General features: G+C 72.6%; 22 protein-coding genes. 4 read left to right on the top strand and 18 right to left on the bottom strand.

The genetic code is table 11. The features are described from left to right. The first annotated feature begins 75 nt into the window (after positions 1-75). Positions 76-450: a cupin domain-containing protein gene (locus IAG42_RS28255; protein ID WP_188339775.1), complete on the top strand. Its 375-nt coding sequence runs from the start codon at positions 76-78 to the stop codon at positions 448-450. A gap of 83 nt (positions 451-533) precedes the next feature. Here IAG42_RS28255 and IAG42_RS28250 read toward each other — a convergent pair whose 3' ends face one another. Together IAG42_RS28250 and IAG42_RS28245 are read right to left on the bottom strand one after the other, a co-directional pair. Then, complete coding sequence (locus tag IAG42_RS28250; protein ID WP_394811253.1) at positions 534-1,559, bottom strand: DNA polymerase Y family protein; 1,026 nt, start codon at positions 1,557-1,559, stop codon at positions 534-536. Then, positions 1,556-5,023: a DNA polymerase III subunit alpha gene (locus tag IAG42_RS28245; RefSeq protein WP_188339774.1), complete on the bottom strand. Its 3,468-nt coding sequence runs from the start codon at positions 5,021-5,023 to the stop codon at positions 1,556-1,558. Before IAG42_RS28245 ends, IAG42_RS28250 begins: the two co-directional genes overlap by 4 nt. Positions 5,024-5,207: 184 nt before the next feature. On the opposite strand from IAG42_RS28245, the gene IAG42_RS28240 reads away from it, so the two are divergent. Continuing rightward, positions 5,208-6,227 (top strand): ABC transporter permease, encoded by a 1,020-nt coding sequence (locus IAG42_RS28240; RefSeq protein WP_188339773.1) that lies wholly within the window; start codon positions 5,208-5,210, stop codon positions 6,225-6,227. Between the two features lie 71 nt (positions 6,228-6,298). Here IAG42_RS28240 and IAG42_RS28235 read toward each other — a convergent pair whose 3' ends face one another. The 10 genes from IAG42_RS28235 to IAG42_RS28190 all read right to left on the bottom strand — a co-directional run bounded on the left by IAG42_RS28235 (position 6,299) and on the right by IAG42_RS28190 (position 17,446). Then, positions 6,299-7,381, bottom strand: a complete 1,083-nt coding sequence (locus tag IAG42_RS28235; protein WP_223206191.1) for a S1 family peptidase — start codon at positions 7,379-7,381, stop codon at positions 6,299-6,301. Positions 7,382-7,709: 328 nt separating this feature from the next. After that, the gene (locus IAG42_RS28230) at positions 7,710-8,615 is read right to left on the bottom strand and encodes a S1 family peptidase (RefSeq protein ID WP_188339772.1); all 906 of its coding nucleotides are present in this window, start codon (positions 8,613-8,615) and stop codon (positions 7,710-7,712) included. Between the two features lie 241 nt (positions 8,616-8,856). Next, complete coding sequence (locus tag IAG42_RS28225; protein WP_188339771.1) at positions 8,857-9,618, bottom strand: DUF1684 domain-containing protein; 762 nt, start codon at positions 9,616-9,618, stop codon at positions 8,857-8,859. Continuing rightward, positions 9,615-10,937 carry an NtaA/DmoA family FMN-dependent monooxygenase gene (locus IAG42_RS28220; protein WP_188339770.1) on the bottom strand — a complete coding sequence of 441 codons (1,323 nt, stop codon included), beginning with the start codon at positions 10,935-10,937 and terminating at the stop codon, positions 9,615-9,617. Before IAG42_RS28220 ends, IAG42_RS28225 begins: the two co-directional genes overlap by 4 nt. Further along, positions 10,934-12,013 (bottom strand): LLM class flavin-dependent oxidoreductase, encoded by a 1,080-nt coding sequence (locus IAG42_RS28215; RefSeq protein ID WP_188339769.1) that lies wholly within the window; start codon positions 12,011-12,013, stop codon positions 10,934-10,936. The genes IAG42_RS28220 and IAG42_RS28215 overlap by 4 nt, the downstream gene beginning before the upstream one ends. A 40-nt stretch (positions 12,014-12,053) precedes the next feature. Next, positions 12,054-13,034, bottom strand: coding sequence for an ABC transporter substrate-binding protein (locus IAG42_RS28210; RefSeq protein ID WP_188339768.1), 981 nt, complete (start codon positions 13,032-13,034; stop codon positions 12,054-12,056). A gap of 44 nt (positions 13,035-13,078) precedes the next feature. After that, positions 13,079-13,867: an amino acid ABC transporter ATP-binding protein gene (locus IAG42_RS28205; protein WP_317453342.1), complete on the bottom strand. Its 789-nt coding sequence runs from the start codon at positions 13,865-13,867 to the stop codon at positions 13,079-13,081. Further along, positions 13,864-14,772, bottom strand: coding sequence for an amino acid ABC transporter permease (locus IAG42_RS28200; RefSeq protein ID WP_188339767.1), 909 nt, complete (start codon positions 14,770-14,772; stop codon positions 13,864-13,866). The genes IAG42_RS28205 and IAG42_RS28200 overlap by 4 nt, the downstream gene beginning before the upstream one ends. Before the next feature lie 38 nt (positions 14,773-14,810). Further along, a complete protein-coding gene (locus IAG42_RS28195) occupies positions 14,811-16,601 on the bottom strand; it encodes an FAD/NAD(P)-binding protein (RefSeq protein ID WP_188339766.1) in 1,791 nt (596 codons plus the stop codon). Further along, a complete protein-coding gene (locus IAG42_RS28190) occupies positions 16,598-17,446 on the bottom strand; it encodes an amino acid ABC transporter permease (RefSeq protein WP_188339765.1) in 849 nt (282 codons plus the stop codon). The genes IAG42_RS28195 and IAG42_RS28190 overlap by 4 nt, the downstream gene beginning before the upstream one ends. A gap of 501 nt (positions 17,447-17,947) precedes the next feature. On the opposite strand from IAG42_RS28190, the gene IAG42_RS28185 reads away from it, so the two are divergent. Beyond that, positions 17,948-18,889: an ABC transporter substrate-binding protein gene (locus IAG42_RS28185; protein WP_188339764.1), complete on the top strand. Its 942-nt coding sequence runs from the start codon at positions 17,948-17,950 to the stop codon at positions 18,887-18,889. 18 nt (positions 18,890-18,907) lie between these two features. Here IAG42_RS28185 and IAG42_RS28180 read toward each other — a convergent pair whose 3' ends face one another. From IAG42_RS28180 to IAG42_RS28160, 5 genes are all read right to left on the bottom strand, one after another. Beyond that, a complete protein-coding gene (locus IAG42_RS28180) occupies positions 18,908-19,498 on the bottom strand; it encodes a GTP-binding protein (RefSeq protein ID WP_188339763.1) in 591 nt (196 codons plus the stop codon). Continuing rightward, positions 19,482-19,850, bottom strand: a complete 369-nt coding sequence (locus IAG42_RS28175; RefSeq protein WP_188339762.1) for a DUF742 domain-containing protein — start codon at positions 19,848-19,850, stop codon at positions 19,482-19,484. Before IAG42_RS28175 ends, IAG42_RS28180 begins: the two co-directional genes overlap by 17 nt. Further along, positions 19,847-20,275 carry a roadblock/LC7 domain-containing protein gene (locus IAG42_RS28170; protein WP_188339761.1) on the bottom strand — a complete coding sequence of 143 codons (429 nt, stop codon included), beginning with the start codon at positions 20,273-20,275 and terminating at the stop codon, positions 19,847-19,849. Before IAG42_RS28170 ends, IAG42_RS28175 begins: the two co-directional genes overlap by 4 nt. Then, positions 20,272-22,674 carry a sensor histidine kinase gene (locus IAG42_RS28165; protein WP_188339760.1) on the bottom strand — a complete coding sequence of 801 codons (2,403 nt, stop codon included), beginning with the start codon at positions 22,672-22,674 and terminating at the stop codon, positions 20,272-20,274. The genes IAG42_RS28170 and IAG42_RS28165 overlap by 4 nt, the downstream gene beginning before the upstream one ends. A 213-nt stretch (positions 22,675-22,887) precedes the next feature. Then, positions 22,888-24,156, bottom strand: coding sequence for a DUF5685 family protein (locus tag IAG42_RS28160; RefSeq protein WP_188339759.1), 1,269 nt, complete (start codon positions 24,154-24,156; stop codon positions 22,888-22,890). 367 nt (positions 24,157-24,523) lie between these two features. Between IAG42_RS28160 and IAG42_RS28155 the strand changes: the two genes are divergently transcribed. Further along, positions 24,524-24,961, top strand: a complete 438-nt coding sequence (locus IAG42_RS28155; protein ID WP_188339758.1) for a cell division protein SepF — start codon at positions 24,524-24,526, stop codon at positions 24,959-24,961. A gap of 80 nt (positions 24,962-25,041) precedes the next feature. Here the strand turns inward: IAG42_RS28155 and IAG42_RS28150 are convergent, their stop codons facing one another. Further along, positions 25,042-26,700, bottom strand: a complete 1,659-nt coding sequence (locus tag IAG42_RS28150) for an MFS transporter (protein ID WP_188339757.1) — start codon at positions 26,698-26,700, stop codon at positions 25,042-25,044. Between the last annotated feature and the right edge of the window lie 7 nt (positions 26,701-26,707).

The following is a 26,707-nucleotide window of genomic DNA, read 5'->3' as shown; positions in this document are numbered from 1 at the left end:
CTTGACTATTCGGTCAAGCTGCTTGACCATCTAGTCAAGAAGCTTGACCAATTCACCTCGTCGGAAGGACCCACCATGCCCGTAGTCCGCGCGTCAGAGGCCGTCGTCCACGACCTGCACGGCGTCCGCTTCGTCTCGTACGCCACCCCCCGCAGCGGCAGCAAGGAGCTGGCGGCCTGGCGGGGCGAGATCCCGGCGGGCACGAAGGCGACCCCGCACACCGTGACGCGGGAGGAGATCCTGCACGTGCTGTCCGGCTCACTGCACCTGACGCTCGACGGCACGGCCCATGCCCTGACCGCGGGCGACACGGCGATCGTGAACGCGGGCGCGGAACTCTCGGTGGAGAACCCGACGGACTCCCCCGCGTCGATCTGGGTGACCACGTCGGTGGGCCTGGAGGCGACGCTGCAGGACGGGACCCGGATCGCACCGCCCTGGGCAAACTGACGCGGGGCTGTATCGGTCAGCGGCTCCGCCACGGGGCGCGATCAGCCACGACGACGCGGAGGCCGGCGACGGCGTTCGGCGGTTCAGCCGGCTCCCGCCGGGCGGACCGCGTCGGGGCCGTACTTGCGGCGGGCCCGGTCGACGACGGCCTCGATGCGGCGGGCCCGCTCGTCGACGGGGTCGAACAGGAGCTGGCGCGGGGCCTGTTCGGCCGGGATCAGATCCTCCGCGCGCAGGGCGAGGGAGCGGACCCGGGCCCGCTGCAGCGCGAGCCGATCGTGGAGCTCGCGGGCCAGCGCGGTGAGCGGCGGGGTGTGGGACGTGGCCTCGCGCAGGGTGCGGCTGCGCGTGATCGTCGTGTACCCGGTGCGGTCGGCGTAGCGGACGGTGAGGGCGAGGGAGCGGGTGGCCTGCCGCTCGGCGCGCAGCCGCAGCCCGAGCCGGTCGGCGAGGGCGAGCAGGGCGGCGCGCCGCACGTCCGGGTCCAACTCGTCCTGTGGGAAGCGGTGTTCGACGCGCAGCGAGCGGGCCGGGGCCGCGGGGACCACCCGGGTCGGGTCCAGCCCGTGCGCCGCGTCGTGCAGCCGCCGCCCCGCACCGGCGCCGAGGATCCGCTGGAGGGTGCCGAGCGGCGCGGCGGCGATCTTTCCGACGCTGTCCAGTCCGTACGAGGACAGGGTGCGGGCGGTCGCGGGGCCGACCCCGTGCAGGGCGGCGGCGGGCTTGTGCGCGAGGAAGGCGGCGACGGCGTCCACGTCGTCGGGCAGCGCGCGCACCGCGGAGGGCGGCCCGTCGGCGGCGACCATGCGGGCCAGCATGGGGTTCGCGGCGACGCCGACGGTCGAGCGCAGCCCGTAGAGGCCGCCGGTGCGGGCGCGGACGCGTTCGGCGAGGGCGAGGGCGTCGGTGCCGAAGTAGCGCAGGCTGCCGGAGACGTCGGCGAGCGCGGCGTCCGGCGGCAGGGCCTGCACCTGCGGGGTGAACTCGGCGAGGAGGTCGAGCAGCCGGTGGTAGAGCGGCTCGTCCGTCAGCTCGTGGAAGTGGATGTACAGGACGTGCATCCCGTGCGGGTCCTCCGGATCCTTTCCGTACGTCGTCTTCTCGTTCATCCCGCGCTCCCCGGGCTCTGGTGCCACAGCTTGCGGCTCTGCTTGACGGATGCGCCGGGCGGCTGGAGGTCCGCCCACGGGTGCAGGTCGTAACCGGTCTCCAGGTGGATGGTGCGGCCGCCGGTCCCGAAGTCGCCGTCCGCCGCCGGCAGCCCGCGTTCGGTGAGCCGCTCGGTGACGGCGGACAGGCCGCCGGTGCGGCGCAGTTCGGCCAGTTCGGTCAGGTCCCAGGCGGCGGACCCGGTGACCGAGAGGGCCTTGCCGCTGCCGCCGCCGCGGCGCTGCACCACGCCGCGCACGAGCAGCAGCCAGGAGTGGAAGACGGTGTGCGCGCTGGCCTCGTGGCTGTCCTCGAAGAACGCGCAGTCGACCAGGCCCGTCGTGTCGTCGAGCGTGGCGAAGATGACGCGTTTGCCGGAGCGGACCGGCGGGGTCTGGACGGCGCCCTTCGCGCCGGCGACGAGCACGACCTGCCCGTGCGGCAGATCCCGCAGCCGCTGCGCGGGCACCACGCCGAGCTCGTCGAGCAACTCCCGCTGGTCGCCGAGGAGATGGCGGGAGGTGTCCATGCCGAGCACGCCGAGCTCGGCGCCGAGCCGTTCGGCGTCGTCGAGGTCGGGCAGGTGGGCGGGGGCGACCGTGTCGGGGGCGTCGCCGGTCTCGCCGAGCGCCAACTGACCACTGCCCGAGCGGAGTCGGGAGCGGTGCAGTTCGGCGATGTGCAGCATCAGGTCGCGCCGGTTGCGCCCGAAGGCGTCCAACGCGCCGACCTGGGCGAGCCGTTCGGCGACGGGGCGGGAGGGGCGGGCCCGGGAGAGGAAGTCCTGGAGCGAGACGTAGGGGCGGCCAGCGACGATCCGGGCGGCCTCGTCCTCGCTCATGCCGCGCACATCACCGAGCGCGAGCCGGAGCCCGTACTCCGGAACCCCTCGCTCAGACACCAGTTCGATTCGATAGGCCGCGTCCGACGCGTTGACATCCAGCGGAAGCAGCGGCACCCCCCGCCGCCGCGCGTCCGCGAGCAGCAGCCGCTTCGGGTACATGCCGGGGTCGTGCGTGAGCAGCCCCGCGTAGAAGGCGGCGGGGCGGTGCGCCTTGAGCCAGGCCGACTGGTACGAGGGCACGGCGAACGCGACGGCGTGCGCCTTGCAGAACCCGTACGCGCCGAACGCCTCGACGATCTCCCAGGTCCGCTCGACGACCTCCTTCGCGTAGCCGCGTCCGCGCGCCCGCTCGGCGAACCAGGCCTTCACCCGGCCCACCTGTCCGGGGTTCGACAGGGCCCGCCGCGTGTAGTCGCCGAAGGCGAGACCGCAGCCGGTCATCACGTCCAGGATGCGGATGATCTGCTCGTGGAAGACGACCACTCCGTACGTGTCCTCCAGTACGGGCTTCAGGTCCTCGTGCGGGTACCGGGGCGCCTGCCGGCCGTGCCGCGCCTTGATGAACGGGTCGACCATGTTCGCCGCGACCGGTCCGGGGCGGAACAGCGAGATGTCCACGACGAGGTCGTGGAAGGTCTCGGGCTGCAGCCGCGCGATGAGGTCCCGCTGGCCGGGCGACTCGGTCTGGAAGCAGCCGAGCGTCTGGGAGCTCTTGATGAGCGCGTACGTCTTCGGGTCGCCCGGCGGCACCTGCGCGGGGTCGTCGAGGTCGATGTGCCGCCCGGTGGTCCGTTCGATCTCGGCGACGGCGTGCGCCATCGCCGACTGCATGCGCACCCCGAGCACGTCGAGCTTGAGCAGCCCGAGGTCCTCCACGTCCTCCTTGTCGAACTGGGACATGGGGAAGCCCTCGGTGCTGGTCGGCACGACGGGGGTGCGGCGCAGCAGCGCGGTGTCGGAGAGCAGCACCCCGCACGGGTGCATGGCGATGCCGCGCGGCAGACCGTCGAGCGCCTCGACCAGGTCCCACAGCCGCGGCCCGTACGCCTGCGGGTCGATGCCGCGCAGTTCCGGCAGTTCCTGGAGGGCGGCGCGGGCGTCGCGGGCGCGGATGTGCGGGAAGGACTTGGCGAGCCGGTCGACCTCGCCCGGGTTCAGTCCGAGGGCGAGGCCGACGTCGCGCACGGCGTGCCGCACCCGGTAGGTCTCGGGCATGGAGACGGTGGCCACCCGCTCGGGGCCGAAGCGCTCCAGGATCGCGCGGTAGACCTCGAGCCGGCGGGCGGACTCCACGTCGATGTCGATGTCGGGCAGTTCGGTGCGCCGCTCGGACAGGAACCGCTCCATGAGCAGTCCGTGCTCGACCGGGTCGGCGGTGGCGATGCCGAGCAGGTGGCTGACCAGGGATCCGGCGCCGGAGCCGCGGGCGGCCACCCGGATGCCGAGGTCCCGGGTGTCGGCGACCACCTGGGCGACGGTGAGGAAGTAAGCGGCGTAGCCGAGCCGTTCGATCAGGCCGAGCTCCTCCTCCAGACGACTCCAGTACTCCGGCTGCCGGTCGTAGCGGCGGGCGAGCATCGCGGCGGCGCAGCGCGAGCGCAGCACCCGCTCGGGGGTGCGCCGGGCGGCGCCGACGAGGTCCGGTTCGGGGAAGTGGACGCGGCCGAGGCCCAGGTCGTCCTCGGGGTCGACGCGGCAGGCGGCGGCGGTCTGCTCGGTGACGTCGAGGAGGCGGCGGGCGGTGTTCGCGCGGTAGCCGGCGGCCTCGGCGACGCGCAGGGCGAGGTCCGCCATGTCGTCTCCGGGCTTGAGCCAGCGCTCGCCGCCGTCGAGCCCGGCGCGCGGGTCGATCGGGACGAGCCGGCGCGCCGAGTCGAGGACGTCGGCGACCTCGCCCTGGCCGGGGTCGGCGTAGCGCACGGCGTTGGTCAGGACCGGCATGATCTTCTGTTCGACGGCGAAGCCGAGGGCGCGGGCGGCGAGCCGCAGCGAGCCGGGTCCGGTCCCGCCGCGCCCGTGGTGGACCGCCTCGATGCGCAGCGCCGCGTCCCCGTACCGCTCCCGCCAGGGGGCGAGCAGCCGGGCCGCGCGGTCGGGGCGTCCGGCGGCCAGGGCGCGGCCGACGTCGGAGTCGGGGCCGAGCAGCACGGTGACGTGGTCGCCGACGGTGGTGTCCCAGGGCAGCAGGGGGCGCGCGCCGTCGGGGAGGTCCCGGTGGGCGGCGGTGACGAGGTCGCACAGGGCGGCCCAGCCGGCCGCGCCGTCGCGGGCGAGGAACACGGCGCGCTGGGCCGACTCGTCGACGAAGGCACCACCGCGGGCCGGGGTGCGCCGGCGCTCGGTGCGGCCCGCGGCCTCCTGCGGTGCGGCGACCGCGAGGTCGACGCCGAACAGGGGGCGGATGCCGGCCCGGCTCGCCGCCTTGGCGAAGCGGACGGCGCCGCCGAGGGTGTCCCGGTCGGTCAGCGCGAGCGCGTCCATCTCCCGCTCGGCGGCCCGCTCGGCGAGCGCGTCGGGGTGCGAGGCGCCGTACCGCAGGGAGAACCCGGAGGCGGTGTGGAGATGCGTGAAGCCCCGCATCCGAACCACCTCGCTACCCTGCCCCCTCCTGCCTGACCTGCCACGCGTGCCCCATCGGGCCCGCTCTCCTCACCATAAACCATGTTCGAATATCTGTGCGAATACTCGTGCGGACCCGCTCCCCGCTGCACCCGTTCGGCCCTCCCCGACTGCACGCGGGCGGGGCCCACCGGACCGTGGGGGCATGAAGTTCGCCGACGAGTTCAAGGCCGCCGTCACCCCACGAGCCGCGCTGCTCGTCATCGGGGTGCTCGCCCTGCAGCTCCTGTTCATCACCTCCTACGTGGGGGCGCTGCACAGCCCCGAGCCGAAGGACGTGCCGTACGGCGTCGTGGCCCCCGTGCCGGCCGTCGCCCAGCAGGCCGAGCAGCGGCTCGACCAGCTGCCCGGGTCGCCGCTCGATCCACGGGTGGTCGCCGACCGGGAGACGGCACGGCAGCAGATCATGGACCGGAAGATCGACGGCGCCCTGATCATCGACCCCCGGGGCACCACCGACACCCTGCTCGTCGCGTCCGGCGGCGGCGCGGCCCTCTCGAACGTCCTGCAGGTCCTGACCGTCCGGATCGAGGCCGCCGAGCAGCGCACCGTGCGCACGATCGACGTGGCCCCCGCCTCGTCCGAGGACTTCAACGGGCTGTCGTCGTTCTACCTCGTCATCGGCTGGTGCGTCGGCGGCTACCTGTGCGCCTCGATCATGTCGATCAGCGCCGGGGCGCTGCGCGCGAGCCCGCAGCGCGCGGGCATCCGGATCGGGGCCATGGCGCTGGTCTCGGTCGTCGGCGGCATCGGCGGCGCGCTCATCGTCGGCGACACCATCCTGGGCGCGCTGCCGGGCTCCTTCTGGGGGCTCACCGGGCTCGGCGCGCTGGTCACCTTCGCGGTCGGCGCGATCACCCTGGCCCTCCAGGAGCTGACGGGCGTCGTCGGCATCGGCCTCGCCGTGCTGCTCGTCGTCGTGGCCGGCAACCCGAGCGCGGGCGGCGCCTTCCCGCTGCCGATGCTGCCCCCGTTCTGGCAGGCGATCGGACCGTGGCTGCCACCGGGCGCCGGCACCTGGGCGGCCCGTTCGATCGCCTACTTCGAGGGCAACGCCCTGACGAAGTCCCTCCTGGTCCTCTCCGCCTGGGCGGTCCTGGGCGTCGCGGTCACCCTGCTGGTGGCGGCCCTGCGCGAACGCAAGCACCGGCCCGCGCAGAGCTAGCCCGACGAACAGGAAGAAGGGGCACCCCGCACACGCGGGGTGCCCCTTCGTCGTTCTGTTCCGGTGTTCGGTCAGCCGATCTGCGTGCCCGTGGCGGAGAGCGCCTCGGTCACCGGCTGGAAGAACGTCTCGCCGCCCGACGTGCAGTCGCCGCTGCCGCCGGAGGTGAGGCCGATCGCCTTGTCGCCGGAGAACAGCGAGCCGCCGCTGTCACCGGGCTCGGCGCACACGTCGGTCTGGATCAGGCCGTTGACGATGTCGCCGTTGCCGTAGTTCACGGTGGCGTCCAGGCCGGTCACCGTGCCGTCGTGGACCTGGGTGGTGGAGCCGGAGCGGGTGACCTTCATGCCCACGGTCGCGTCGGCGGCCCCGGTGATCTGCTGCGCGGAACCGTTGTAGAGGTTCACCTCGCTGGGGTGCGGCACGTCCGCGGTGTACTTCACGAGCCCGAAGTCGTTGTCCGGGAAGCTGGACTGCTCGTTCGTACCGATCTCCTGGCCGCTGGAGTCCGACCAGGTGGAGATCGCCTCGGTGCAGTGGCCCGCGGTGATGAAGTACGGCTCACCGCCCTTGACCACGTTGAACCCGAGGGAACAGCGGCCGCCGCCCCCGGTGATGGCGTCGCCGCCCGCGACGAAGGGCTTGAACTCGCCCTGGGTGCGCTTGAGTTCGGCCTTGCCGCCGAGCCCGTCGACGACCTTGCTCAGCTTGGCCCAGGCCGCGCCCTCGACCGTGCGGTCGGCGGTGACGACGACCTTGTTGGTGGCCGGGTCGGTGGCCCAGGAGGTGCCCGGGATGGTGGCGTCGTTCTTCAGGGTGGTGCGGGCGCTCTTCAGCGCGGCGAGCGAGTTCTGCACGATTCTGGCCTTGGCGCCGACCGCCTCGACGGTCTTGACGGCGTCCTCGCTCAGCACGTTCATCACGAGCTGCTTGGTGCGGGCGTCGTAGTAGCTGCCCGCCGAGTCGGCGCCCAGATCCTTCGTCAGGGCCGAGGCGAGATCCCCGGCCTTGGCGACGGAGAGCGTACGGGGCGTCTGGACCGGGGTCTCGGTGCTGGCGTTCGCGGTCTGGAAGGTGATGCCCGCGGCGGCCAGGGCGAGTATTCCGCCTCCGGCGATCGCGGCACGCCGCTTGGACATGCGTCGGTGCTTCAACTCTCGTCCTCCTGTGGGGGGTCGGGAACCGGCCCGATGTGGGGGTGGACCGGCTCCGTGAGGCTGACGCGCCCCACTATTCCCACGGACCCCACTCGCACACAACCCCGAATTCAAGACCCGCCAAGGAGAAGACAAGCGGCGCGAGAAGCCCCGAAAGGGGCGCGGGGAACTGCGCGAGAAGCCCCACCGGGCGCGCGGCCGCACACGACCGATCTCCCGACGGCGGGCAGGCGGACACGAGAAGCCCCCGCCCGGCGAACGCCGGACGGGGGCTCCCCACTACTGGCTGCTGCTACGCACAAGACGCACCTGAACCGGAGTCAGGTCAGTACACGTGCACCCCGTACGCGCTGAGCGCCTCCGTGACCGGCTGGAAGAACGTCGTACCGCCGGAGGAGCAGTTGCCGCTGCCGCCGGAGGTCAGCCCGTACGCCTTGGTGCCACCGTAGAGCGGACCGCCGGAGTCACCGGGCTCGGCGCAGACCGTGGTCTGGATGAGGCCGGAGACGATGTCGCCGCCGCCGTAGTTCACGGTGGCGTTGAGGGCGGTGACCCGGCCGCTGTGCGTGCCGGTGGTGGAGCCGCGCCGGTAGACCGTGGTGCCCACGGACGGCGTGGCGGCACTCGTGATGTCCTGGCTGCCGACGGTGCCGGACTTGGTCACGGAGCTGTTCGTGTAGCGCACGATGCCGTAGTCGTTGCCCGGGAAGCTGGACCCGGCGGTGGAGCCGAGGGTCGTCGAGTGCGACGAGTTCGACCACCAGGTGCCCGCGCCGTCGGTGCAGTGACCGGCGGTCAGGAAGTAGTAGTTGCCGCTGCTGTCCTGGACGTTGAAGCCGAGCGAGCACCGCCAGCTGCTCGCGTAGATGGCGTCGCCGCCGGAGATCAGCTTCTTGAAGGTGCCCGGTGTGCGCTCGATCTTGAGCGCGCCCGCGTTGGCGCCGGCCTCCTGACGGATCTTGTTGATCTCCGCCTGCGAGACCGTGCTGTCGACGGTCACGACGACCTGCTTGGTCTTCGCGTCGACGGCCCACGCGGTACCGGCGACATCGGCGCCCCGCACCGCGTCGGTGGTCTGCGCGAGTTCGGCGGCCGTGAAGGTCTGCGGGGTCTCGGCGGCGTGCGCGCTGGGTACGGCGAACGCCGCAGCGGCCAGCAGCCCGGTGCCCGCGGCGATCAGCCGGGTCCGTCTCGCCGTGCCGCTGAGGGGGGTGGTGCGCTTGATCCTCACTGGTCGTTCCTCCCGTAGGGAAGTCGGGGGCCCGCGTGGGGTCGGGGCCCGGTGAGGCGCAGCCAGGACCCCGGCCCGCGGTCCGGATTCCGAACGCGACGTGACCCTGACAAGCGCTGATCGGGAGTATTCGGGTTCTCAACTACCCGGCACAAGGGTGCCTTTCGGCCTTCCACCGGTTCTCCGCAAGCACGACGGCATGCCCCGACGGCTTCACGCCGCCGGGGCCCGGCTCGCCCTGTCAGACGGCGAGGGGTGCGGTCAGGTTCCGTTCGCCCGCGTCGACGGCCACCGGCAGGGTGTTGCCCGGGGGCGGGAAGGGGCAGACGAAGTGGTCGGCCAAGGCGCAGTTGGGCAGCACGGCGCGGTTCAGATCGACGGTCGTGCGGCCTTCGGCGCCGGGGGCGTCCGCGTACAGGAAGCGGAAGCGGTACGTGCTCTTCCCGCTGGTGGCGTCGGCGAACACGGCCCAGAGCCGGCCGTCGGGCAGCCCCGTCACGCGCAGGGTGTGACGGCTGCCGTCGAGCGTGAAGGACAGCTCCCCGGCGAGCCCGAGCCCGCGCTCCACTCCGTCCGCGTTCCCGACCCGGATCTCGCGGGCCTCGTCGTACGGCGTGAACTGTGCGGGGAGGGTCCAGCGCGGGTCGTGGGGCGCGATGTCGATCCCGGTGAAGGCGGTGCGGGTGGGGGCGGCGGGGTCGAAGTCCCGTACCGCCCACAGGCCTTCACGGACGATGACGACGAGCCGGCGCTCGCCGAGCGGCACGGTGGTGTCGGCGGCCAGTCTGAGCTCGCCCGTCGTCGCGTATCCGTCGCCCGGGCCCGCGGTGAGGACGACGGCGTCGCCGTCGGCGCGCCACCGCCCGGGGATGGCCGGAAGTTGCCCTTCCGGATGGTCGGCGAGCCAGTGGGTGCCGGCGAGGGCGAGCGGGCCGTGCGGGGCACGGACGGCGGCGGTGCGCTCCTCGTGCCACTGCTTCCGGAGGTCGGCGGCGTCGGTCATGCGGTGGGGATCCTTTCGTGGCACGGTGCCGGGACGGGCAGCCCGAGGTGGGAGCGCAGGGTCGTGCCGGTGTATTCCGTGCGGAAGACGCCGCGCTCCTGGAGGAGGGGGACGACCTGGTCGACGAACTCGTCGAGGCCGCCCGGGGTGAGGTGCGGGACGAGGATGAAGCCGTCGGCGGCCCCGGCCTGCACGAAGGTGTCGATCTCGGCGGCGACCGCGGCCGGGGTGCCGATGAAGGACTGACGGCGCGTGGTCTCGATGACGGTCTGCCGGATGGACAGGCCCTTGTCGCGGGAGAGCGCCCGCCACTTCTCGGCCAGTTCGAACACGTCGCCGCGGTGGGTGCGCCCCTGGGAGAGCCCGGTGCCGGGCACCGGGTCGATGTCGGGCAGCGGTCCGTCCGGGTCGTACGCGGAGAGGTCGACGCCCCAGACCTGTTCGAGGGTGAGGAGCGCGTTCTGCGGGGAGACCTGCTGCCGGCGGATCTCGGCGGCCTTCTCCTGGGCCTCCTCCGCGGTGTCGCCGAGCACGAAGGTGACGCCCGGCATGATCTTGAGGTCGCCCTGGGCACGTCCGTAGCGGGCGAGGCGGCCCTTCACGTCGGCGGAGAAGGCGCGGCCCGCCTCCAGCGTCCCGTGGCGCGTGAAGATGACGTCGGCGGCGGACGCGGCGAACTCGCGGCCCTCGTCGGAGTCGCCGGCCTGGATCACGACCGGGTGTCCCTGCGGCGGGCGCGCCGGCCCGAGGTCGCCCTCGACGGTGAAGTGCTGTCCCGCGTGGCGAAACGCGCGCTCGGCGCCGGCGTCCCACACCTGCCGGGCCACGTCCACGAACTCGGCGGCCCGGGTGTACCGGTCCGCGCGGTCGAGGAAGCCGCCGCGCCGGAAGTTCTCCCCGGTGAACGCGTCGGAGGAGGTCACCACGTTCCACGCGGCGCGGCCCCGGCTCAGGTGGTCCAGGGTGGCGAAGCGGCGCGCGGTCTCGTACGGCTCGTTGAAGGTGGCGTTGACCGTGGCGGCGAGCCCGAGCCGGTCCGTGACGGCCGCGAGGGCGTTCAGGACGGTGATCGACTCGGGGCGGCCGACGACGTCGAGGTCGTGGATGCGGCCCTTGTGCTCGCGCAGCCGCAGCCCCTCCGCGAGGAAGAAGAAGTCGAACAGGCCGCGTTCGGCGGTGCGGGCCAGGTGCTCGAAGGACGTGAAGTCGATCTGGGAGCGCGACCGGGGGTCGGCCCAGACGGTGGTGTTGTTGACGCCCGGGAAGTGCGCGGCGAGGTGCACCTGCCGGGGCGTCTCATCAGACGAGGTGGATGTCATCGCCGCTCCCCCGCGGTGGCGTACTGGTTGACGGGCCGGGCGAGCCCCAGGTGTTCGCGCAGGGTGCTGCCCGGATAGAAGGTGCGGAACAGGCCTCGGTGCTGGAGCAGCGGCACCGTTGCGTTGACGAGGCGTTCCAGGTCGCGGCGCGGGTCGAGCGGCGTGAGGTGGAAGCCGTCGGCGGCGCCGTCCCGGTGCCGGTCGGCGATGAGGTCGGCGAGGTCGACGGGCCCGCCGCGGTACAGCGGGCCGTCCTCGGTGGGCAGCGGGCCGCCGCCGTGGCCGGGCCGCGCGGCGCGCTCCCCCGCACTGAGGTCGATGCGCAGCGCCGCGAGGACCCGCAGGGCGTCGGGGTCGCGCCCGAGTTCGGCGGCGCGGCGGCGCAGCGCGGTCCGGGCGGCGGCGAGCCGGTCCGGTTCGGCCTCGGCGACGAGCGCGACGTCGGCGTGCCGGGCGGCGGCCTCGGCGGCGTGGGGCGAGCCGGCGTCGACGACGACCACGGGGTGGCCCTGCGGCGGGCGCGGCACGATGGACGGGCCGCGCACGGAGAAGGTCGGTCCCTCGTGGTCGACGTGGTGGAGCCTGTCGCGGTCGACGAAGCGGCCGGTGGCGACGTCCCGGATCTCGGCGTCGTCCTCCCAGCTGTCCCACAGCTTGCGGGCCGCGTCGACGACGTCGCCGGCCTCCTCCCACAGGGCGGCGGGGTCGGCCGGGTCCCGGCGTCCGAAGAGCCGGGCCTCGGCGGCGCCGGTGGAGACGTCGGGCCGCCAGCCGGCCCGGCCGCGGCTCACCCAGTCGAGGGTGGCGACCGCGGCCTGCACGTGGAACGGCTCGGTGTGGGTGGTGGTGACGGTCGGCACGAGTCCGATCCGGGTGGTGCGGGGCGCGAGCCGGGACAGGACGGCGAGTCCGTCGGGGCCCGGTGCGGCGAACGAGTCGTGCAGCGTCACGAAGTCGAGCGCGCCGTGCTCGGCGAGCCGGACCGCGCGCTCGTACGGCTCGGCCTCGTAGGTGTCCGGGAGGTCGACGGCCGCGGCGAGGTGCAGCGACCGGCGTCCGGCGGGACGGGTGGTCATGGGTGGCGGACCTCTCTGGGAGAACCGGTGGCGGGGGCGGTCACGGCTTGGGCAGGCCCGGCGGGTTGATCTCGGACTTCGGCACCGCCTCGCTCGACAGACCCCAGCGCTTGAGCACACGCGCGTAGGAGCCGTTCTCGATCACGTGGTCGAGCGCGGCGGCGTACGCGTCGACGAGGCCGCTGTCCTTCTTCGTGGTCGCGGCGATCTTGCCCTGGACGAGGTCGCCGCCGCCGGAGATGGTGCCGATGATCTGCGACTGGCCCGCGGAGGCGACGTGGTAGGCGGAGGCGGGGCTCGGGCCGAGGTAGGCGTCGATGCGTCCGGACTGGAGCGCCAGGTAGTAGTCGGTGTCCTTCTGGAAGTACTTGATGGCGACGGGCTTGCGGCCGGCCTTCTCGTTCTGCTCGCTCCAGTCGACGAGGATCTTCTCCTGGTTGGTCCCGGAGGAGACGGCGATGGTCTTCCCCGCCACGTCCTTGGGGCCCTCGACCCGCCAGTCGGTGCCCTTCTTGGCCTCGAAGGCGATGTTGTCGAGCCGGTAGGTGGCGAAGTCGTACTTCTCCTTGCGCTCCTCGGTGACCGTGACGTTGGAGAAGACGGCGTCGAACTTTCCGCTGTCGAGGCCGACGAAGAGGTTCTCCCAACTGACCTGTTCGGGCTGGAGCTTGAGGCCGAGCGTGTCGGCGACGAGGGTGGCGAGGTCGATCTCGGAGCCGATCCGGGTCTTGTCGTCGGTGGCGAAGAAGCCGAGCGGTGGCGAGGCGTCGGCGCTGCCGCCGAGCCGGAGCGTGCCGCGCCTGCGCACGGACTCGGGGAGCAGCGCGGCGATGGCGTCGACCTTCTTGCCGCGGATTCGGTTCTGGTCGGGGCCGATGTTGACGTTCCCGACCTTCTTGGCGCCCGCGGCGCCCGCTCCGCCCGTGCGGGTGGCGGCGTCGCTGTCACCTCCGCAGGCGGCGAGCAGGGGCGCCGCGGCGAGGGCGGCGAAGGAGGCGACGAGGGCACGGCGGTTCAGCACGGGAGTTCTCCTCAGCGGTGAAGCGATCGGAAAGGAAGGGGAGTTCAGAGGACCTTCGACAGGAAGGCCTTGGTGCGGTCCTCGCGGGGCGCGTCCAGGACCTCGGCGGGGGCGCCCTGCTCGACGATGCGGCCCTCGTCCATGAAGACGACGGTGTCCGCGACCTCGCGGGCGAAGCCGATCTCGTGCGTCACGACGATCATCGTGGTGCCCTGGTGGGCGAGGTCCTTGATGACGTCGAGGACCTCGCCGACGAGTTCGGGGTCGAGCGCGGAGGTCGGCTCGTCGAACAGGAGCAGCTTGGGTTCCAGGGCGAGGGCGCGGGCGATGGCGACGCGCTGCTGCTGGCCGCCGGAGAGCTGGCGGGGGTAGGCGTCCGCCTTGTCGCCGAGCCCGACCCGGTCGAGCAGCCGGCGGGCGGACTCGAGGGTCTCGGCGCGGGGCCGCTTCAGGGCGGAGACCGGCGCCTCGATGACGTTCTCCAGGACGGTCAGGTGCGGGAACAGGTTGAAGTTCTGGAAGACGAAGCCGATGTGGGTGCGCTGCTTGAGGACCTCGCGCTCGCGCAGCTCGTACAGCTTGTCGCCGGACCTGCGGTAGCCGACGAGGGCTCCGTCGACGCTGATCCAGCCGCTGTCGACCTTCTCCAGGTGGTTGATGGTGCGCAGCAGCGTCGACTTGCCGGAGCCGGACGGGCCGAGGACGACGGTGACCTCGCCGGTGCGGACCTGGAGGTCGATGCCGCGCAGCACCTCCAGCGGGCCGAAGCTCTTGTGCACGGACTTGATGTCGACCATGGGGGCGGCTGCAGGGGTCGGCGTGGCGGCGCTCATCGGGTGGTGCCTTTCGCGTAGTGACGTTCGACGTAGTGCTGGAGTACGGAGAGCGCGCTGGTCAGGAGGATGTACCAGGCGGTGGCGACCATGAGCAGGGGGACGACGCGCCCGTTGCGGCCGTAGATGACCTGCACCTGGTAGAAGAGTTCGCCGATCGCCATGACGGAGACGATCGAGGTGCCCTTGAAGAGGGAGATGACCTCGTTGGCGGCGTTGGGCAGGATCGAGCGCATGGCCTGCGGCAGCACGATGCGGCGGATCTGCCGCAGGCGCGGGATGCCGAGCGCGGCCGCGGCCTCCAGCTGGCCGCCGTCTACGGCGAGCACTCCGCCGCGCACGATCTCGGCGGCGTACGCGGCCTGGTGCAGGGCGAGGCCGAGGACGGCGGCGCTCATCGCGCCGACCAGCCCCATGGTGTCGAAGGAGAAGAATCCGGGCCCGAAGGGGATGCCGAACTGCAGCTCCTTGTAGAGGTAGGCCAGGTTGAACCAGAAGAGCAGCTGCACGATGAGCGGGATCGAGCGGAAGGCCCAGATGTAGCCGAACGCGACGGTCCGCAGGAAGCGGCTGCGCGACAGGCGCATGAAGGCGAGCACGATGCCGAGCGCGAAGCCGAGGGCCGTGCCGTAGAAGGTGAGCTGGAGCGTCGTCCAGACGGCCTTGAGGACGACGTCGGCGGTGAAGAACTCGCCGAACACCTCCCATTCCCAGCCGGGGTTGGTGACGAGCCCGTGCACGAACTGGGCGAGCAGCACGGCGGTCACGGCGATGGCGACCCAGCGCCAGGGGTGCCGCACGGGCACGATCTTCAGCCGGCCCGGGTCGTCGGCGGCGGACGCCTCGACGGCCTTCACCTCCGTGTCGGCGGAGGTCTTGAGGGGTGGATCGCTGGTCAGAGACATGGGGGTCCTAAGGAAAGGAGGCGGGGGTCGTACGGGGATCAGGCCGCGGCGGCGCGACAGTCCAGGTCGCGCAGGAGGTCGAGCACGGCCCGCGCGGTGGCGTCGTTCTGCCGGAACGAGGGGCTGTTGGTGCGCGGCCGGGTGAAGGCGCCGGCGCCGCGCGCGTTCGTGTGCGGGCCGAGCGCGAAGCGGCGCGGGTGGGCGCTGCCGTCGCGGTGCAGGATCCGGCCGTCGGCGGGGTCGACGGCGAGCAGCCCGGTGGGTGTGGCGGCGGCGCCCTCGGCGTGCAGTGCGCGCAGCAGGCGGTCCCGGGTGCGGGCGAGGGTGGGCTGCGGGAGGCGGGCCTCGACGAGGGCGCGGGCCTCGACGACGGCTCCGGGCACGGTGTCGCCGGTGGCCCGGAAGACGCCGTCCTCCGTGCTCACCCGCACGCCGGCGCCGAGGAAGCGGACGACGCCCGCGCGGGACAGGGCGAGCAGTTGGCGCAGGCGCGGTCCGGGCGGCCCGGAGGCCAGGTAGCTGAAGAAGCCGTGCCACCAGGGGCCGAGGTCGCCGAGCCGGACGAGCTGTCCGTACACGGAGAGCAGGCCGAGGAAGACGGCGAGGTCCTGGTCGTGCGCGGGGTCGTGCCGGCGTTCCAGGTCGGCGGTGATGTAGCCGCGCAGGGCCTCCTGGAGTTCCTCGGGCGAGCGGTGGCGGATGCCGTCGAGGGGGTGGTCGAGGGCGGTGAGGTCGAGCCGGTCGGCGGGGTCGGGGACGGAGGCGGCGACGAGGGCCTGGAGTTCGGCGCCGAGCGGGTCGGCGGCGGCGTACTTCTCCTCGAAGTCGGTCCAGGCGACGGCGGTGCGCTCGGGGTGCGCGGTGAACAGCCGGTGGTAGTGCGCGAAGCCCAGCTCCTTGTCGATGAGCGGCCACGCGTCGCGCCGGAAGTCGAACCCGCCCTCTCTGGCGAGGAGTTCGTCGATCTGCGCGGGTCCGAGGAAGCGGGGCAGCGGCGGCCGCGCGCCCAGGGCGTCGTCCCAGTCGTAGCCGATCTTGGAGTGGTACGGGACGCCGCGCCGGGAGCCGACGTGCAGGACCGGTTCGCGGCCCGAGGGGAGGTAGCGGTCGCCCTCGAAGCGGCCGCCGCGCCCCTCGGTGAGCAGCACCATCAGGTCGACGAAGGCGAGCCCGAAGCCGCGCACGATGACGTCCTGTCCGGGCGCGAGGGCGCTCAGGTCGGAGTCGGCGGTGAAGTCCGGCGGCAGGTGGACGAGCCCGTGGCGTGCCGCGTACGCGCTCAACTCGCGCTGCTCCGCGTCGAGTTCGGCGTCGAGGTGACCCTGGGTGAGGACGACGGCGTCGGCGAGCAGGGGGCGCGGCCGGTCCTCCAGCCACACCTGCTGGCGGCCGTGCCGGGTGCCGGCCAGGCGCAGGGCGCGCCGTGCGTGGTGGTGGACGACGACGCCCTCGGGCAGGGCGGCGACGGCCTTCTCGTACACCCAGCGCAGATAGCCGCCCTGACGCCGGCGGTCGGGGAAGGCGCGGCCGTCGAGTCCGGCCCAGGCGTGCAGGGCGGGGCCGGGCAGCACGGGCCCGTCGAGCTCCACGGTGTCGTCGGTGAACATGGTGACGTCCTGGGCCTGCGAGTTCATCCAGAGCAGCGGGGACTGGTCCTGGCGCCAGATGCGGCCGCCGCCCGGCGGGTACGGGTCGACGAGGTGGATGTCGAGCCGCCAGGGCCCTTCGTTCTCCTGGGCGTTGGCGGCGATCCGCTCCAGGACACCGGTCCCCCGCGGCCCGGCGCCGACGACGACGAGCGAGTGGCGCGGCGGCCGCGCGGCGCTCATCGGCCGGCTCCGCGCGCGTAGTGCCGCTCGACGTAGTACTGGCCGACGCTGAGCAGGGAGGTGACGACGACGTACCAGAGCGTGGCGACCAGGAGCAGCGGGATGACCTGGTAGGTGCGGTGGTAGACGAGCTGCACGGAGTACAGCAGGTCCTGCACGGCGATGACGCTGACGATGGAGGTGCCCTTGAGGGTGCCGATCAGCATGTTCCCGGCGGGCGGGACGATGGAGCGCATCGCCTGCGGCAGCACGATGCGGCGCAGGCGCCGGGCGCGGCCGAGTCCCAGCGCCTGGGCGGCCTCGATCTGGCCGCGGTCGACGGAGAGGATGCCGCCGCGCACGACTTCGGCGGCGTACGCGGCCTCGTGCAGGGTCAGTCCGACGACGGCGACGGTGACCGGGCCGAACAGGTCGACGGTCCTGATGCCGAGGATGTGCGGGTACAGGGCGCCGATGTTGAACCAGAACAGCAGCTGGACCAGGATCGGCATGGAGCGGAACAGCCACACGTAGCCCCAACTGACCGCGCGGAGCACGGGGTTGGCGGACAGGCGCAGCACGGCGAGCAGGGTGCCGAGGGCGAAGCCGAGGGCCATCACGAGGGCGGTGAGCCACAGGGTGAGGCCGAGGCCGCGCAGCACGGCCGTGGTGGTGAAGTAGTCGGCGACGACGCCCCATTGGAAGGCCTCGTTGCGCAGCACCGAGTTCACGGCGAGGCCGAGCAGGGTGAGCACGAGGGCGGCGGCGAGCCACTGGCCGGTGCGGCGCCGCGGGACGATGCGGGGCAGCGCGGGGCCGGATTCGGCCCGCCGGGGCGGTGACTTGGTGAGGGTCTGTGAGGACATGGCAGGCTCCGATGGCCGGAACTCCGGCACGGTCTTGCCTTCACGTCTGCGGTCTTGCCGGCACCGAGCCCCTCAGCAGCGGTACCGCACCGAGAGTAAGGGGCCGTTCACGTCCCCTGTCAAGGGTGTCCACACTGTGAGCCGTACGTCTCAAGCGAGTTGACGCGGAAACGGATGCCTGTTCCACTTGGCCCATGCATCCGCAGCAGTGGCTGGTCACGCGCTCCCACATCGACTTCGGTCGAGTGTGGTCCGCGTCTTGTTGATGCCCTTCCGGCGTCCTCTTCGCGACGCCCGCTGACGCCCGCGCTCACCCCGCGCGCGTCACGCCCTTCTCGCTCCACCTCTTCATGCGACGGATCCCTCGGATCCGCAGCACTCACGCGTCCGTACGCGCGGCACCCGTGCCGTGCGCCCCTTCGCGCCTTCACCTCGCTGCACCCTCCCCTCCCCTCGCTCCACCCTGCTTCCGCACCGCCGTAGAAGGGCATCCACCTCGCCATGCGCTCCTCCACCCTGACCTCCGCCTTCGCGCTGATCACCGTCGCGGCCCTCGGACTGACCGCGTGCGGTTCCGGCGACGCCACGGACGCGGCGCCCGCGGGCGCAGCGAAGAGCGACAAGATCCCCACCCAGGACGTGACCTCGTCCGTGAAGGAAGACCCCGCCGCCGCGAAACTCCTGCCCTCCTCCGTACGGAAGAAGGGCAGCCTGAGACTCGCGGCGACCGTGGGCGGCACACCGCCGGGTTCGTCCTACCTGCCGGACGGGAAGACGATCGCCGGCCAGGACGTGGACTTCGCACGGGCCGTCGCCAAGGTGCTCGGCATCGAGCTGCACCAGGAGGTCGCGAGCTTCGAGGCGATCCTGCCGGCGCTCGGCAGCGGCAAGTACGACCTGGGCACGGGCAACTTCGGCGTCACCGACGAACGCCGCAGGACCATCGACTTCGTCACCTACATCAACGACGGTCAGGGCTTCGCCGTCCGCGAGGACAGCGACCTCAAGAAGGTCACCGACCTGAAGCAGTTGTGCGGGCTGAACGTGGCGACGGGCGCGGGCACGACGTTCGAGGCGACGCTGGAGGAGAACAAGGGCGTCTGCGCGGACGCGGGCGAGAAGGCGTACAGCGTGAAGACGTACGCGGAGTCGAGCGCGGTCTGGTCGTCGCTGCAGCAGGGCCGCTCGGACGTCGTGATGAGCACGATCAACGGGCTGCGCTACGCGGTGGAGCACCAGGAGGGGCTGCGCTTCCTCAACGAGTTCCACCGGCTCGACGTGGGCTTCGCGTTCAAGAAGGGCACCCCGCTCGCGCCGGCCTTCCAGGCTGCGGTGAACAAGCTGATCGCGGACGGCACGTACACCCGCATCCTGAAGAAGTGGGGTACGGGGCCGTCCGCGATCGAGCGGTCCCGGATCTCGCCTCCGGAGATCAAGGACTGAGCCGGGCCGGGCCGGAGGTCAGACCCCGACCGGGCGGCGGCCGCGGGTGCGGACGCCGATGACCTGGTCCATGAGCGCCCCGAGGACGTCACGGACGGAGGCGCGGGCCCGCGCGTCGCACTCGACGACCGGGACCTCGTCGCCGACGCCGAGCGCCTCGCGGATCTCGGCGAGCTCGAAGCGCTCGGCACCGTCGAACCGGTTCACGGCGAGCACGAACGGCGTGCCCTGCGCCTCGAAGTAGTCGAGCGCGGGGAAGCAGTCCTCGATGCGTCGCGTGTCGACCAGCACGATGGTGCCGATCGCGCCCTCCACCAGGTCGTCCCAGAGGAAGGAGAACCGGTCCTGTCCCGGGGTGCCGAACAGGTAGAGGGCGAGGGAGGCGTCGAGGGTGATCCGGCCGAAGTCCAGGGCCACGGTCGTGGTCGTCTTGCCCTCGACGCCGTCGAGCGAGTCGACACCCAGCGACACCTGGGTGATCGCGGCCTCGGTGTCCAGGGGTTCGATCTCGGAGACCGCACCGATGAACGTGGTCTTGCCGACGCCGAGTCCACCGCTGACCACGATCTTCACGGCCAGCGGCGCGCGGCGTTCAGAGCGCCCTGACATGGTCTCTGATCCTTTCGAGGGTGTGGAGCGGAAGCTCCGCGGGTTGCGAACAGGTCAGGTGACCGCTGACGACGAGGTCGGAGACGAGCACCTTGGCGACGCCGAGCGGCACCTCCACCGCCTCCGCGATCTGGGCGACGGTGGTGGCCTGCGCGCACAGCGCCACGATCCGCCGGCGCTCGAAGGCGAGGGGCGCGGCCCCCTCCACCGGGTCGGTGGCGACCACGAGCGTCTCCAGGCGCAGATCGGCCTGGGCGGGCAGCGCGCGGCCGCCGGTGATGATGAAGGGACGGACGAACTGGGTGTCCGCGGCGTCGTCGTCCTCCGCCCCACGGGGTCGGTCGGTGCTCATCGCGGCAGCGTCTCCCGCAGGTCGGCGATGAGCATCGGGTTGAGCAGGTCACCGGCCCGCTCGGCGAGGACGGCCATCTCGTAGCCGACGAGGCCGAGTTCGCCGCTGCTGTCGGCGAGCACGCCGAGGCAGGAGCCGTCCCGGATCGCGGAGACGAGCAGGAAGCCGCGGCCCATCTCGATCATGATGAGTTTGACCCCGTCGAAGCCGTAGCGCTTGGAGGCGCTGCGGGCGAGGCTGGACAGGCCCGACACGATCGCGGACAGATGGTCGGCCTCGGTGCGGCCCAGTCCGTCGGAGACCGCGATGAGCAGTCCGTCGGAGGAGACGGCCACGGCGTCGCGGACCCCGTCCGTGTTGCGGACGAAGTTGGCGAGGAGCCAGTTGAAGGTCTGCGAGTCGCCTCGCGTGTCGACGGTGCTCACTTCTCGCCCTTCCCTTCGGCTTCGGTCCCGGAGGTGCCCGAGGTGGTGCCCGAGGTCTTCGACTGCTCGGCGGCGGCCCGCTCCCGCTCCACGCTGATGGCGCCGCGCATATGGGCGCTGCGGAGGCTGGAGAGCATGCCCGACACCTGGTCGGGGCCGCGCTCGACGGCCGGTGCCGGGGGCGCGGGGCGCTCCGGCTCCCCGCTCTCCCGCACGACCTTGGCGATGGCGCTGCGCTGGGGGCGCTTGACCAGGCCGTTGCGGGTGCGGGCGGCGGACGGCGCGGCGGCGCTCACGGCGGCGGGTTCCCTGGCCGGGCCCGGCTCCGGGGCGGCGTCCGCGCCCGCGCCGTGCGCCGCGGGCTCGCGCTCGGCGCGCGGGGCCGGCAGGTCGACGGGGCGGCGCCCGCCGTCGGCGGACTTCCTCCCGGCCGCGGCGGCCTTGGCGGCCTTCTTCTTGTCCTTGGCGGTGGGCTCGGTGAGGAGCGTCGCCGGGATGAGGACCCGCGCGACGACACCGGCGGCGGGGGCCTCGCCGAGCCGTACCTCGATGCCGCACCGGCGGGCGAGGGCGCCGACCACGAAGTGGCCGAGGAACCGGGTGGGTTCGGCCATGAACCCGGCCGCGCCGGACAGTCGTACGTTGGCCTCGGCGAGCGCCTTGCTGTCCATGCCGTGGCCGTGGTCGACGATGGCGACGAGGTAGCCCTCGCTGGTGCGCCGGCCCTCGATCTCGACCTCGGACTCGGGCGGCGAGAAGCTCAGCGCGTTCTCCACCAGCTCGGCGAACAGGTGGGCGACCTCGGCGACGTGCAGTCCGCTGATGTGCGCGGTGTCGACGCGGCGCAGCGTGACGCGGCGGTACTCCTCGACCTCGGAGAGCGAGGCGCGCAGGACGTCGGTCATGGAGAGCGCGGTGGACCAGGTGCGCGGGCTGGACTCGCCCGCGAGCACGAGCAGTGACTCGGCGTTGCGGCGCATGCGGGTCGCGAGGTGGTCGAGCTCGAAGAGGTTGGCGAGGGTGTCCGGGTCGGCGTCCTCGTGCTCCAGCCGGTTGATGAAGCTGATCTGACGGCGGACCAGGTTCTGGTTGCGGCGGCCGAGGCTGACCAGCGACTCGGTGGCGTTGCGGCGCAGCACGGCCTGCTCGGTGGCGAGGTCGAACGCGGCGCGCTGCACCCGGTCGAAGGCCTCCGCCACGTCACGGACCTCGGCGCCCGCGTGGGCGTCCGGGGTGAGCGGCTCGGGCGGGTCGGGCTGTTCGCCGTCCGCGGCCTGCACGGCGGCGACGGCCTTGGGCAGCCGGACCCCGGCGACGTCGCGGGCCTGGTCGGCGAGCCGGCTGAGGGGGCCGGACACGGAGCGGACGCAGTTGCGGGCGAGCGCGCCGACGGCGGCGGCCATGACGAGGGCGAACACCAGGAAGAGCAGCAGGTCGAGGCCCGCCCGGCGTTCCAGTTCGACGGCGCGGGCCTGGATGTCGTCGCCGATGGAGACCTGGACGCCGCGCAGGCCGTCGATGGTCGCGGTGATCGACTGGTACCAGGACATGGGCGGGATGTCGCGGGCGGAGAGCTTGCCGGCGCCGCGCACGGCGTTGTCCTCGTAGTCGAAGGTGCGCTGCGCCTCGGGGGTGCTCAGGGCGTCGGCGAGGCGCCGGCGCTCGCCCGGGGTGGCGGTGCGCGGCACGGCGTCGAGGGCGGCGAGCCGGCCGGCCCGCATCTGCATGAAGCGGCTGTAGTCGTCGCCCCTGAAGCGGCCGCCGGCGTCGAGGGAGCCGAGCACGATGGCGCGCTCCTCGCCGGTGAACTCCTTGGCGTTGCCGATGACCTGGAGGGTGCGGAACGCGTCGCGCAGCTGCTCGTCCTGGACGTCCTCGAGACCCAGGTCGGGGCGGTCCAGGGCGATCAGGGTGCTGGTGAACCAGTTGAAGGTGGGTTCGACCTTGGCGGTGCCGTTGTCGGCGGACTGGCGGATGCCGGTGAGGGCGTCCAGCCGGCCCATCGTGGCCCGCACCGTGTCGGCGGCCTCGTCGTCGTGCTCGGTGAGCGTGTTCTCGAGGGTGGTGCGCGCGGCGTCGGTGGTCTTGCGCTGCGCGGTCATCGGGGCGCGGAACGAGGTCACGCCGCCGACGTAGCCGAGCGTGAGTCCGCGTTCCTTCTGCAGCTCGTGGACGAAGGCCTGGAGGGTGATCTCGAGCCTGGCGTTGGCGGCGCCGTGGGCCGCGTTGCGGTAGTCGGAGACGTGTCCGGCCGCGATGACGCCGAGGAGGGCGAGCAGTCCGGCGAGACAGATGCCGAGGATGCGGAGCAGGCGGGACCGGATGGTCCGGGGTTTCACGGAGCGGGCGACGGCGTCCTTCACCGACGTCGCCGGTGCGGGGGGCGATGCAAGATCCACGTAATGGCCTTATAGAGAGGGCGAGTTGTCGAAACGTGCGGGTTTCTGTGCACGGTCAACGACCCTCGGGACCTCAGGTCACCCGTCCGGCCGGGGTTTTATATGGACACAACATGAATCGCCTTGATTCCGGGTCCATACAGGGATCCGCCCCTGTCCCGGCGGAGCCGAACACAGGGGCGGTGGGCCACTCCCAGGGGTGAGGGGCGGCGCTCAGCAGTCGCAGCAGGAGAGGCACTCGCAGCACTGGCAGCAGGAGCATGCCTCGCAGCACGAGCCGTCGCAGTTGCTGCAGCAGCCCTCGCGCTTCTTGCGGGACCAGGCGCCCTCGTACTCGTCGGCGCAGCAGACCTTGCAGGTGCAGCAGAGGCCGATCGCGGCGAAGCAGCCGGCGAAGAAGCCGCGCTTCTCGGGCCGGGGCGGCTTGGCCGGGTCTCCCCCGAAGCCGCCGGATCCGTCGCCGCCGCCCCCGCCGCCGGGGCCGTACGGTCCGCCGGGTCCCTGCGGGCCGCCGCCGTAGGGGTTGTTGGAGCCGTAGGCCTGATCCGGGGTGAAGGAGCCGTGGCCGGCCGGGCCGTAGGGGCCGGGCTGCTGCGGGTGGCCGTGGCCGGTGGAGCAGGTGGTCGTGCCGAAGGCGCGGTCCACGGAGCGGCCGAGCTCGTGCGCGAGCAGCAGGTGCGCGAGCCGGCCGTCGACGAAGTCGACCTCGCGCAGGGCGAGCCGGATGCCGTGCACGGCGTCGTCGGCGAGCCGGCGGGCCTCGGGCAGCGGGGTGCCGGTGGCGGTCAGCGGGTTCCAGGCACCGGTCTCGGCGTCGGCGCCCTGGTCCTCGACGGCGTCGAGGAGGTGGGCGAGCCGGCCGAAGAGCCGGCCGGCCTCGGCGAGCGGCTCCGCGTTGTGCGGGCGTCCGGCGAGCACGGCGGTGTGCGCGAACGCGGCGGCGGTCGCGGTCTCGGTCGGTTCGGTGACGGTGAGCACGGAGGTGCCGGGTCCGGCGAGGGACTCGACGCCGGCCTGCCGCTCGACGGCGTCGATCAGCACGGCGGTGTCGAACCCGACGTCAGATCCCGTGCGCGCGCCCGCCTTTCCCCAGCTCGCGGCGACCTTGCGGGCCGCGGCGGCGACGGGCCTGCGGGCGAAGACGCCGTCCCGGTCGTCGACGTGGTCGCGGACCTTGGCGGAGGCGAGGACGAGCGAGACGGCGGCGGCGAGCCGGGCTCCCTCGCCCTGGGCGACGGAGGCGGTGCGCATGCCGCGCAGGGGGCAGGGTCCCGCCTGGCGGCGCCACCCTCCGGCCTGGGTGCGCTCGGCCTGAGCCTCCGTCAGGACCGAGACCAGCAAACCGTCATAGTTCGTGACAATTCTGGCGAACTGCCCGTGATCGCCGCGCAGCGCCAGGCAGAGCCCGCACAGGTGGGCCATCCACTGCGTCTTGAGCCCCTCGCCGAGCCGATGGCTGCAGGGCCTGACAATTCCGAACAAGGCGACTCCCCCGTGCGCCGGATGACGATGCGTCAACTGAGGCGCCACGCACCGTCACCGCGTGATGAATCCCGGCGATCCCGGAACGACGGCATCGTACCGAGCGGATCCGGCCCCGGGTTCGTTCACCCGTACGCACCGCAACTCACCCAAACGCCGTGAAGAATCATATTTCACTCACTGTCAGCAGCGGTACCCCGTGCACCCCTTGGGAATGCCGGGATCACGCCGGGTTGACTGTGCACCAGTACCGTCACGAAAACCCCGCGCGGCGACTATCCACTTGGCGCCGCATCTGCATCATGGACGAACATTGGGGATGCACGACATGCGGAACACAGAGGGACCGCTGTGAGAGGAGGCGTCCATGGGATCGGTGCGCAAGGCGAGTGCCTGGCTTGGCCTCGTCGACGACAATGATGACGAGCGTTACTACGACGACGACTACGCCGAGGGGTCCGAGCCCGGAGACGCCTGGGTGACGGACCCGCGGGTGAAGGTCGCCAGCGAGGAGGCCGAGGAGAAGGGCCGCCGGATCGGCACCGTGACCCCGGACAGCTTCCGGGACGCGCGCCGGATCGGCGAGATGTTCCGGGACGGTGTCCCGGTGATCATGAATCTCACCTCGATGGACCCCACCGACGCCAAGCGCGTCGTCGACTTCGCGGCCGGTCTCATCTTCGGTCTGCGCGGTTCGATCGACCGGGTCGCCACCCGGGTTTTCCTGCTGACCCCGGCGGACACGCAGATCGTCTCCGGGCGCGAGGCGGCCGTACAGCCCGACGGGTTCTTCAACCAGAGCTGACCGGCTCCGACGGGGGCGACGGGAAGGGGTGCACCGCCCGGCCGCACGGCCGGGCGCCCGCCCTGTCCCCGCGGCGTCGGTCAGACGACGGGCGACTCGGCCCGGGACGAGGGACGCCGCTGGGCGGCGACCTCCGCGCTCCCGGCGCTCTCCACGCCCTCCGCGTCCGGCGCGCACTGCGCCGCCGGCGCCTCGCACTCCATCCGGCGCGGCAGCTTCAGCGCGGCCAGCGCGCCGAGCAGCAGCAGCACCGCGCTGACGATCAACGTCACGTGCAGTCCGTGCACGAACGCCGCCCGCGCCGCGTCACGCAGCGAGGCCTCGGCCGAGCTCCCGAGCCGCGCGGCGATCTGGTACGCCTCGCCGAGCGAGTGCCCCGCGGCCTCGCTGTCGGAGGCCGACACCCCGGTGACCCGGGCGAGCCCCGGCGCGTACGCCGCGTTCATCACCGAGCCGAGCAGCGCGATGCCCATGCCCGCGCCGAGCTGGTACGAGGTCTCGCCGATCGCGGCCGCGCCCCCGGCGTCGTCGGCCGGCGCCTCCGTGAGCATCGACTCGTAGGCACCGAAGAGGGTGCTCTGGAAGCCCAGGCCGAGCAGGACGAAGCCGGTGCCGAGCAGCCACGGCCGGTCGTTCTCGCCCATCAGGACGAGCAGCAGCACCGCGCAGGCGGTCAGCGCGAAGCCGTACGCGACCATGCGGCGCGGGCCGAGGCGGCGCAGGTTCGCCGAGCCGAGGACGCCCGCGGTCATCGCCGCGAAGGTCAGCGGCAGCATGCGCACGCCGGTCTCCAGCGGGCTGAGGTCGAGCACCAGCTGGAGGTACTGGACGGCGATCAGCTCCAGGCCGACGAGCGCCAGCATCGCGATGACGATGCAGCCGACGGAGGAGGAGAACGCGGCGTTGGAGAACAGCCGCATGTCGATCAGCGGGTGCTCGCGCCGGCGCTGGCGCCGGACGAACAGCAGGAGCAGCGCGACGCCCCCGAGGAAGGGCAGCACGGCGCCCGCGTCGAGGAGGTCCCGCTCGATGCCGAGTTCCTTGATGCCGTAGACGACGCCGAGCACGCCGAGGGCGGCGAGGAGGGCGCCGAAGAGGTCCCAGGGGCCGTCCGAGCGCCCCTTGGACTCGGGCACCAGGAGCCGGCACAGCGGGAGCATGACGGCCATCAGCGGGATGTTGATCAGGAAGACCGAGCCCCACCAGAAGTGCTCGACGAGGAAGCCGCCGAGGACCGGGCCGGTGGCGGCGCCGACGGCGGAGACCGCGGTCCACACGCCGATGGCGACGGCCCGCTCGTGCCGGTCGGGGAAGACGTCCCGCAGGATCGACAGGGTCGCAGGCATGATCATCGCGCCGCCGATGCCGAGCAGCGCCCGCGCCGCGATCAGCACCTGGGCGCTGTCGGAGACCACGGCGAGCGCGGAGGCGACGCCGAACAGGGCGTAGCCGAGCAGCAGGATCCGGCGGCGACCGACGCGGTCGCCGAGGGTGCCGAAGAGGATCAGCAGGGAGGCGCAGACCAGTGGATAGGCGTCGCCGATCCACAGCAGTTCGACCGAGGTGGGCTTCAGGTCCTCGGTGACCGAGGGCAGGGCCACGTAGAGGATGGTCGAGTCGAGCGCGACCAGGAGCAGACTCGTGCACAGGACGACGAGGACGATCCAGCGATTGGTGCGGGCCCCGGTGGCGGTCAGCCGATGGCGCAGGCGCCCGGTGGACGTGCTCGTCCCGGACATGCGTACC

Source organism: Streptomyces xanthii (assembly GCF_014621695.1).
GTDB lineage: Bacteria > Actinomycetota > Actinomycetes > Streptomycetales > Streptomycetaceae > Streptomyces > Streptomyces xanthii.
Note: the sequence above shows the minus strand (reverse complement) of the source record. Positions and strands in the feature narration are given on the sequence as shown.

Excerpts from the sequence above, each read along its gene's own strand:
- IAG42_RS28255 (WP_188339775.1), top strand. The coding sequence starts at position 76 with ATGCCCGTAGTCCGCGCGTCAGAGGCCGTCGTCCACGACCTGCACGGC.
- IAG42_RS28250 (WP_394811253.1), bottom strand. The coding sequence starts at position 1,559 with ATGAACGAGAAGACGACGTACGGAAAGGATCCGGAGGACCCGCACGGG.
- IAG42_RS28245 (WP_188339774.1), bottom strand. The coding sequence starts at position 5,023 with ATGCGGGGCTTCACGCATCTCCACACCGCCTCCGGGTTCTCCCTGCGG.
- IAG42_RS28240 (WP_188339773.1), top strand. The coding sequence starts at position 5,208 with ATGAAGTTCGCCGACGAGTTCAAGGCCGCCGTCACCCCACGAGCCGCG.
- IAG42_RS28225 (WP_188339771.1), bottom strand. The coding sequence starts at position 9,618 with ATGACCGACGCCGCCGACCTCCGGAAGCAGTGGCACGAGGAGCGCACC.
- IAG42_RS28220 (WP_188339770.1), bottom strand. The coding sequence starts at position 10,937 with ATGACATCCACCTCGTCTGATGAGACGCCCCGGCAGGTGCACCTCGCC.
- IAG42_RS28215 (WP_188339769.1), bottom strand. The coding sequence starts at position 12,013 with ATGACCACCCGTCCCGCCGGACGCCGGTCGCTGCACCTCGCCGCGGCC.
- IAG42_RS28205 (WP_317453342.1), bottom strand. The coding sequence starts at position 13,867 with ATGAGCGCCGCCACGCCGACCCCTGCAGCCGCCCCCATGGTCGACATC.
- IAG42_RS28200 (WP_188339767.1), bottom strand. The coding sequence starts at position 14,772 with ATGTCTCTGACCAGCGATCCACCCCTCAAGACCTCCGCCGACACGGAG.
- IAG42_RS28195 (WP_188339766.1), bottom strand. The coding sequence starts at position 16,601 with ATGAGCGCCGCGCGGCCGCCGCGCCACTCGCTCGTCGTCGTCGGCGCC.
- IAG42_RS28190 (WP_188339765.1), bottom strand. The coding sequence starts at position 17,446 with ATGTCCTCACAGACCCTCACCAAGTCACCGCCCCGGCGGGCCGAATCC.
- IAG42_RS28185 (WP_188339764.1), top strand. The coding sequence starts at position 17,948 with ATGCGCTCCTCCACCCTGACCTCCGCCTTCGCGCTGATCACCGTCGCG.
- IAG42_RS28180 (WP_188339763.1), bottom strand. The coding sequence starts at position 19,498 with ATGTCAGGGCGCTCTGAACGCCGCGCGCCGCTGGCCGTGAAGATCGTG.
- IAG42_RS28175 (WP_188339762.1), bottom strand. The coding sequence starts at position 19,850 with ATGAGCACCGACCGACCCCGTGGGGCGGAGGACGACGACGCCGCGGAC.
- IAG42_RS28155 (WP_188339758.1), top strand. The coding sequence starts at position 24,524 with ATGGGATCGGTGCGCAAGGCGAGTGCCTGGCTTGGCCTCGTCGACGAC.
- IAG42_RS28150 (WP_188339757.1), bottom strand. The coding sequence starts at position 26,700 with ATGTCCGGGACGAGCACGTCCACCGGGCGCCTGCGCCATCGGCTGACC.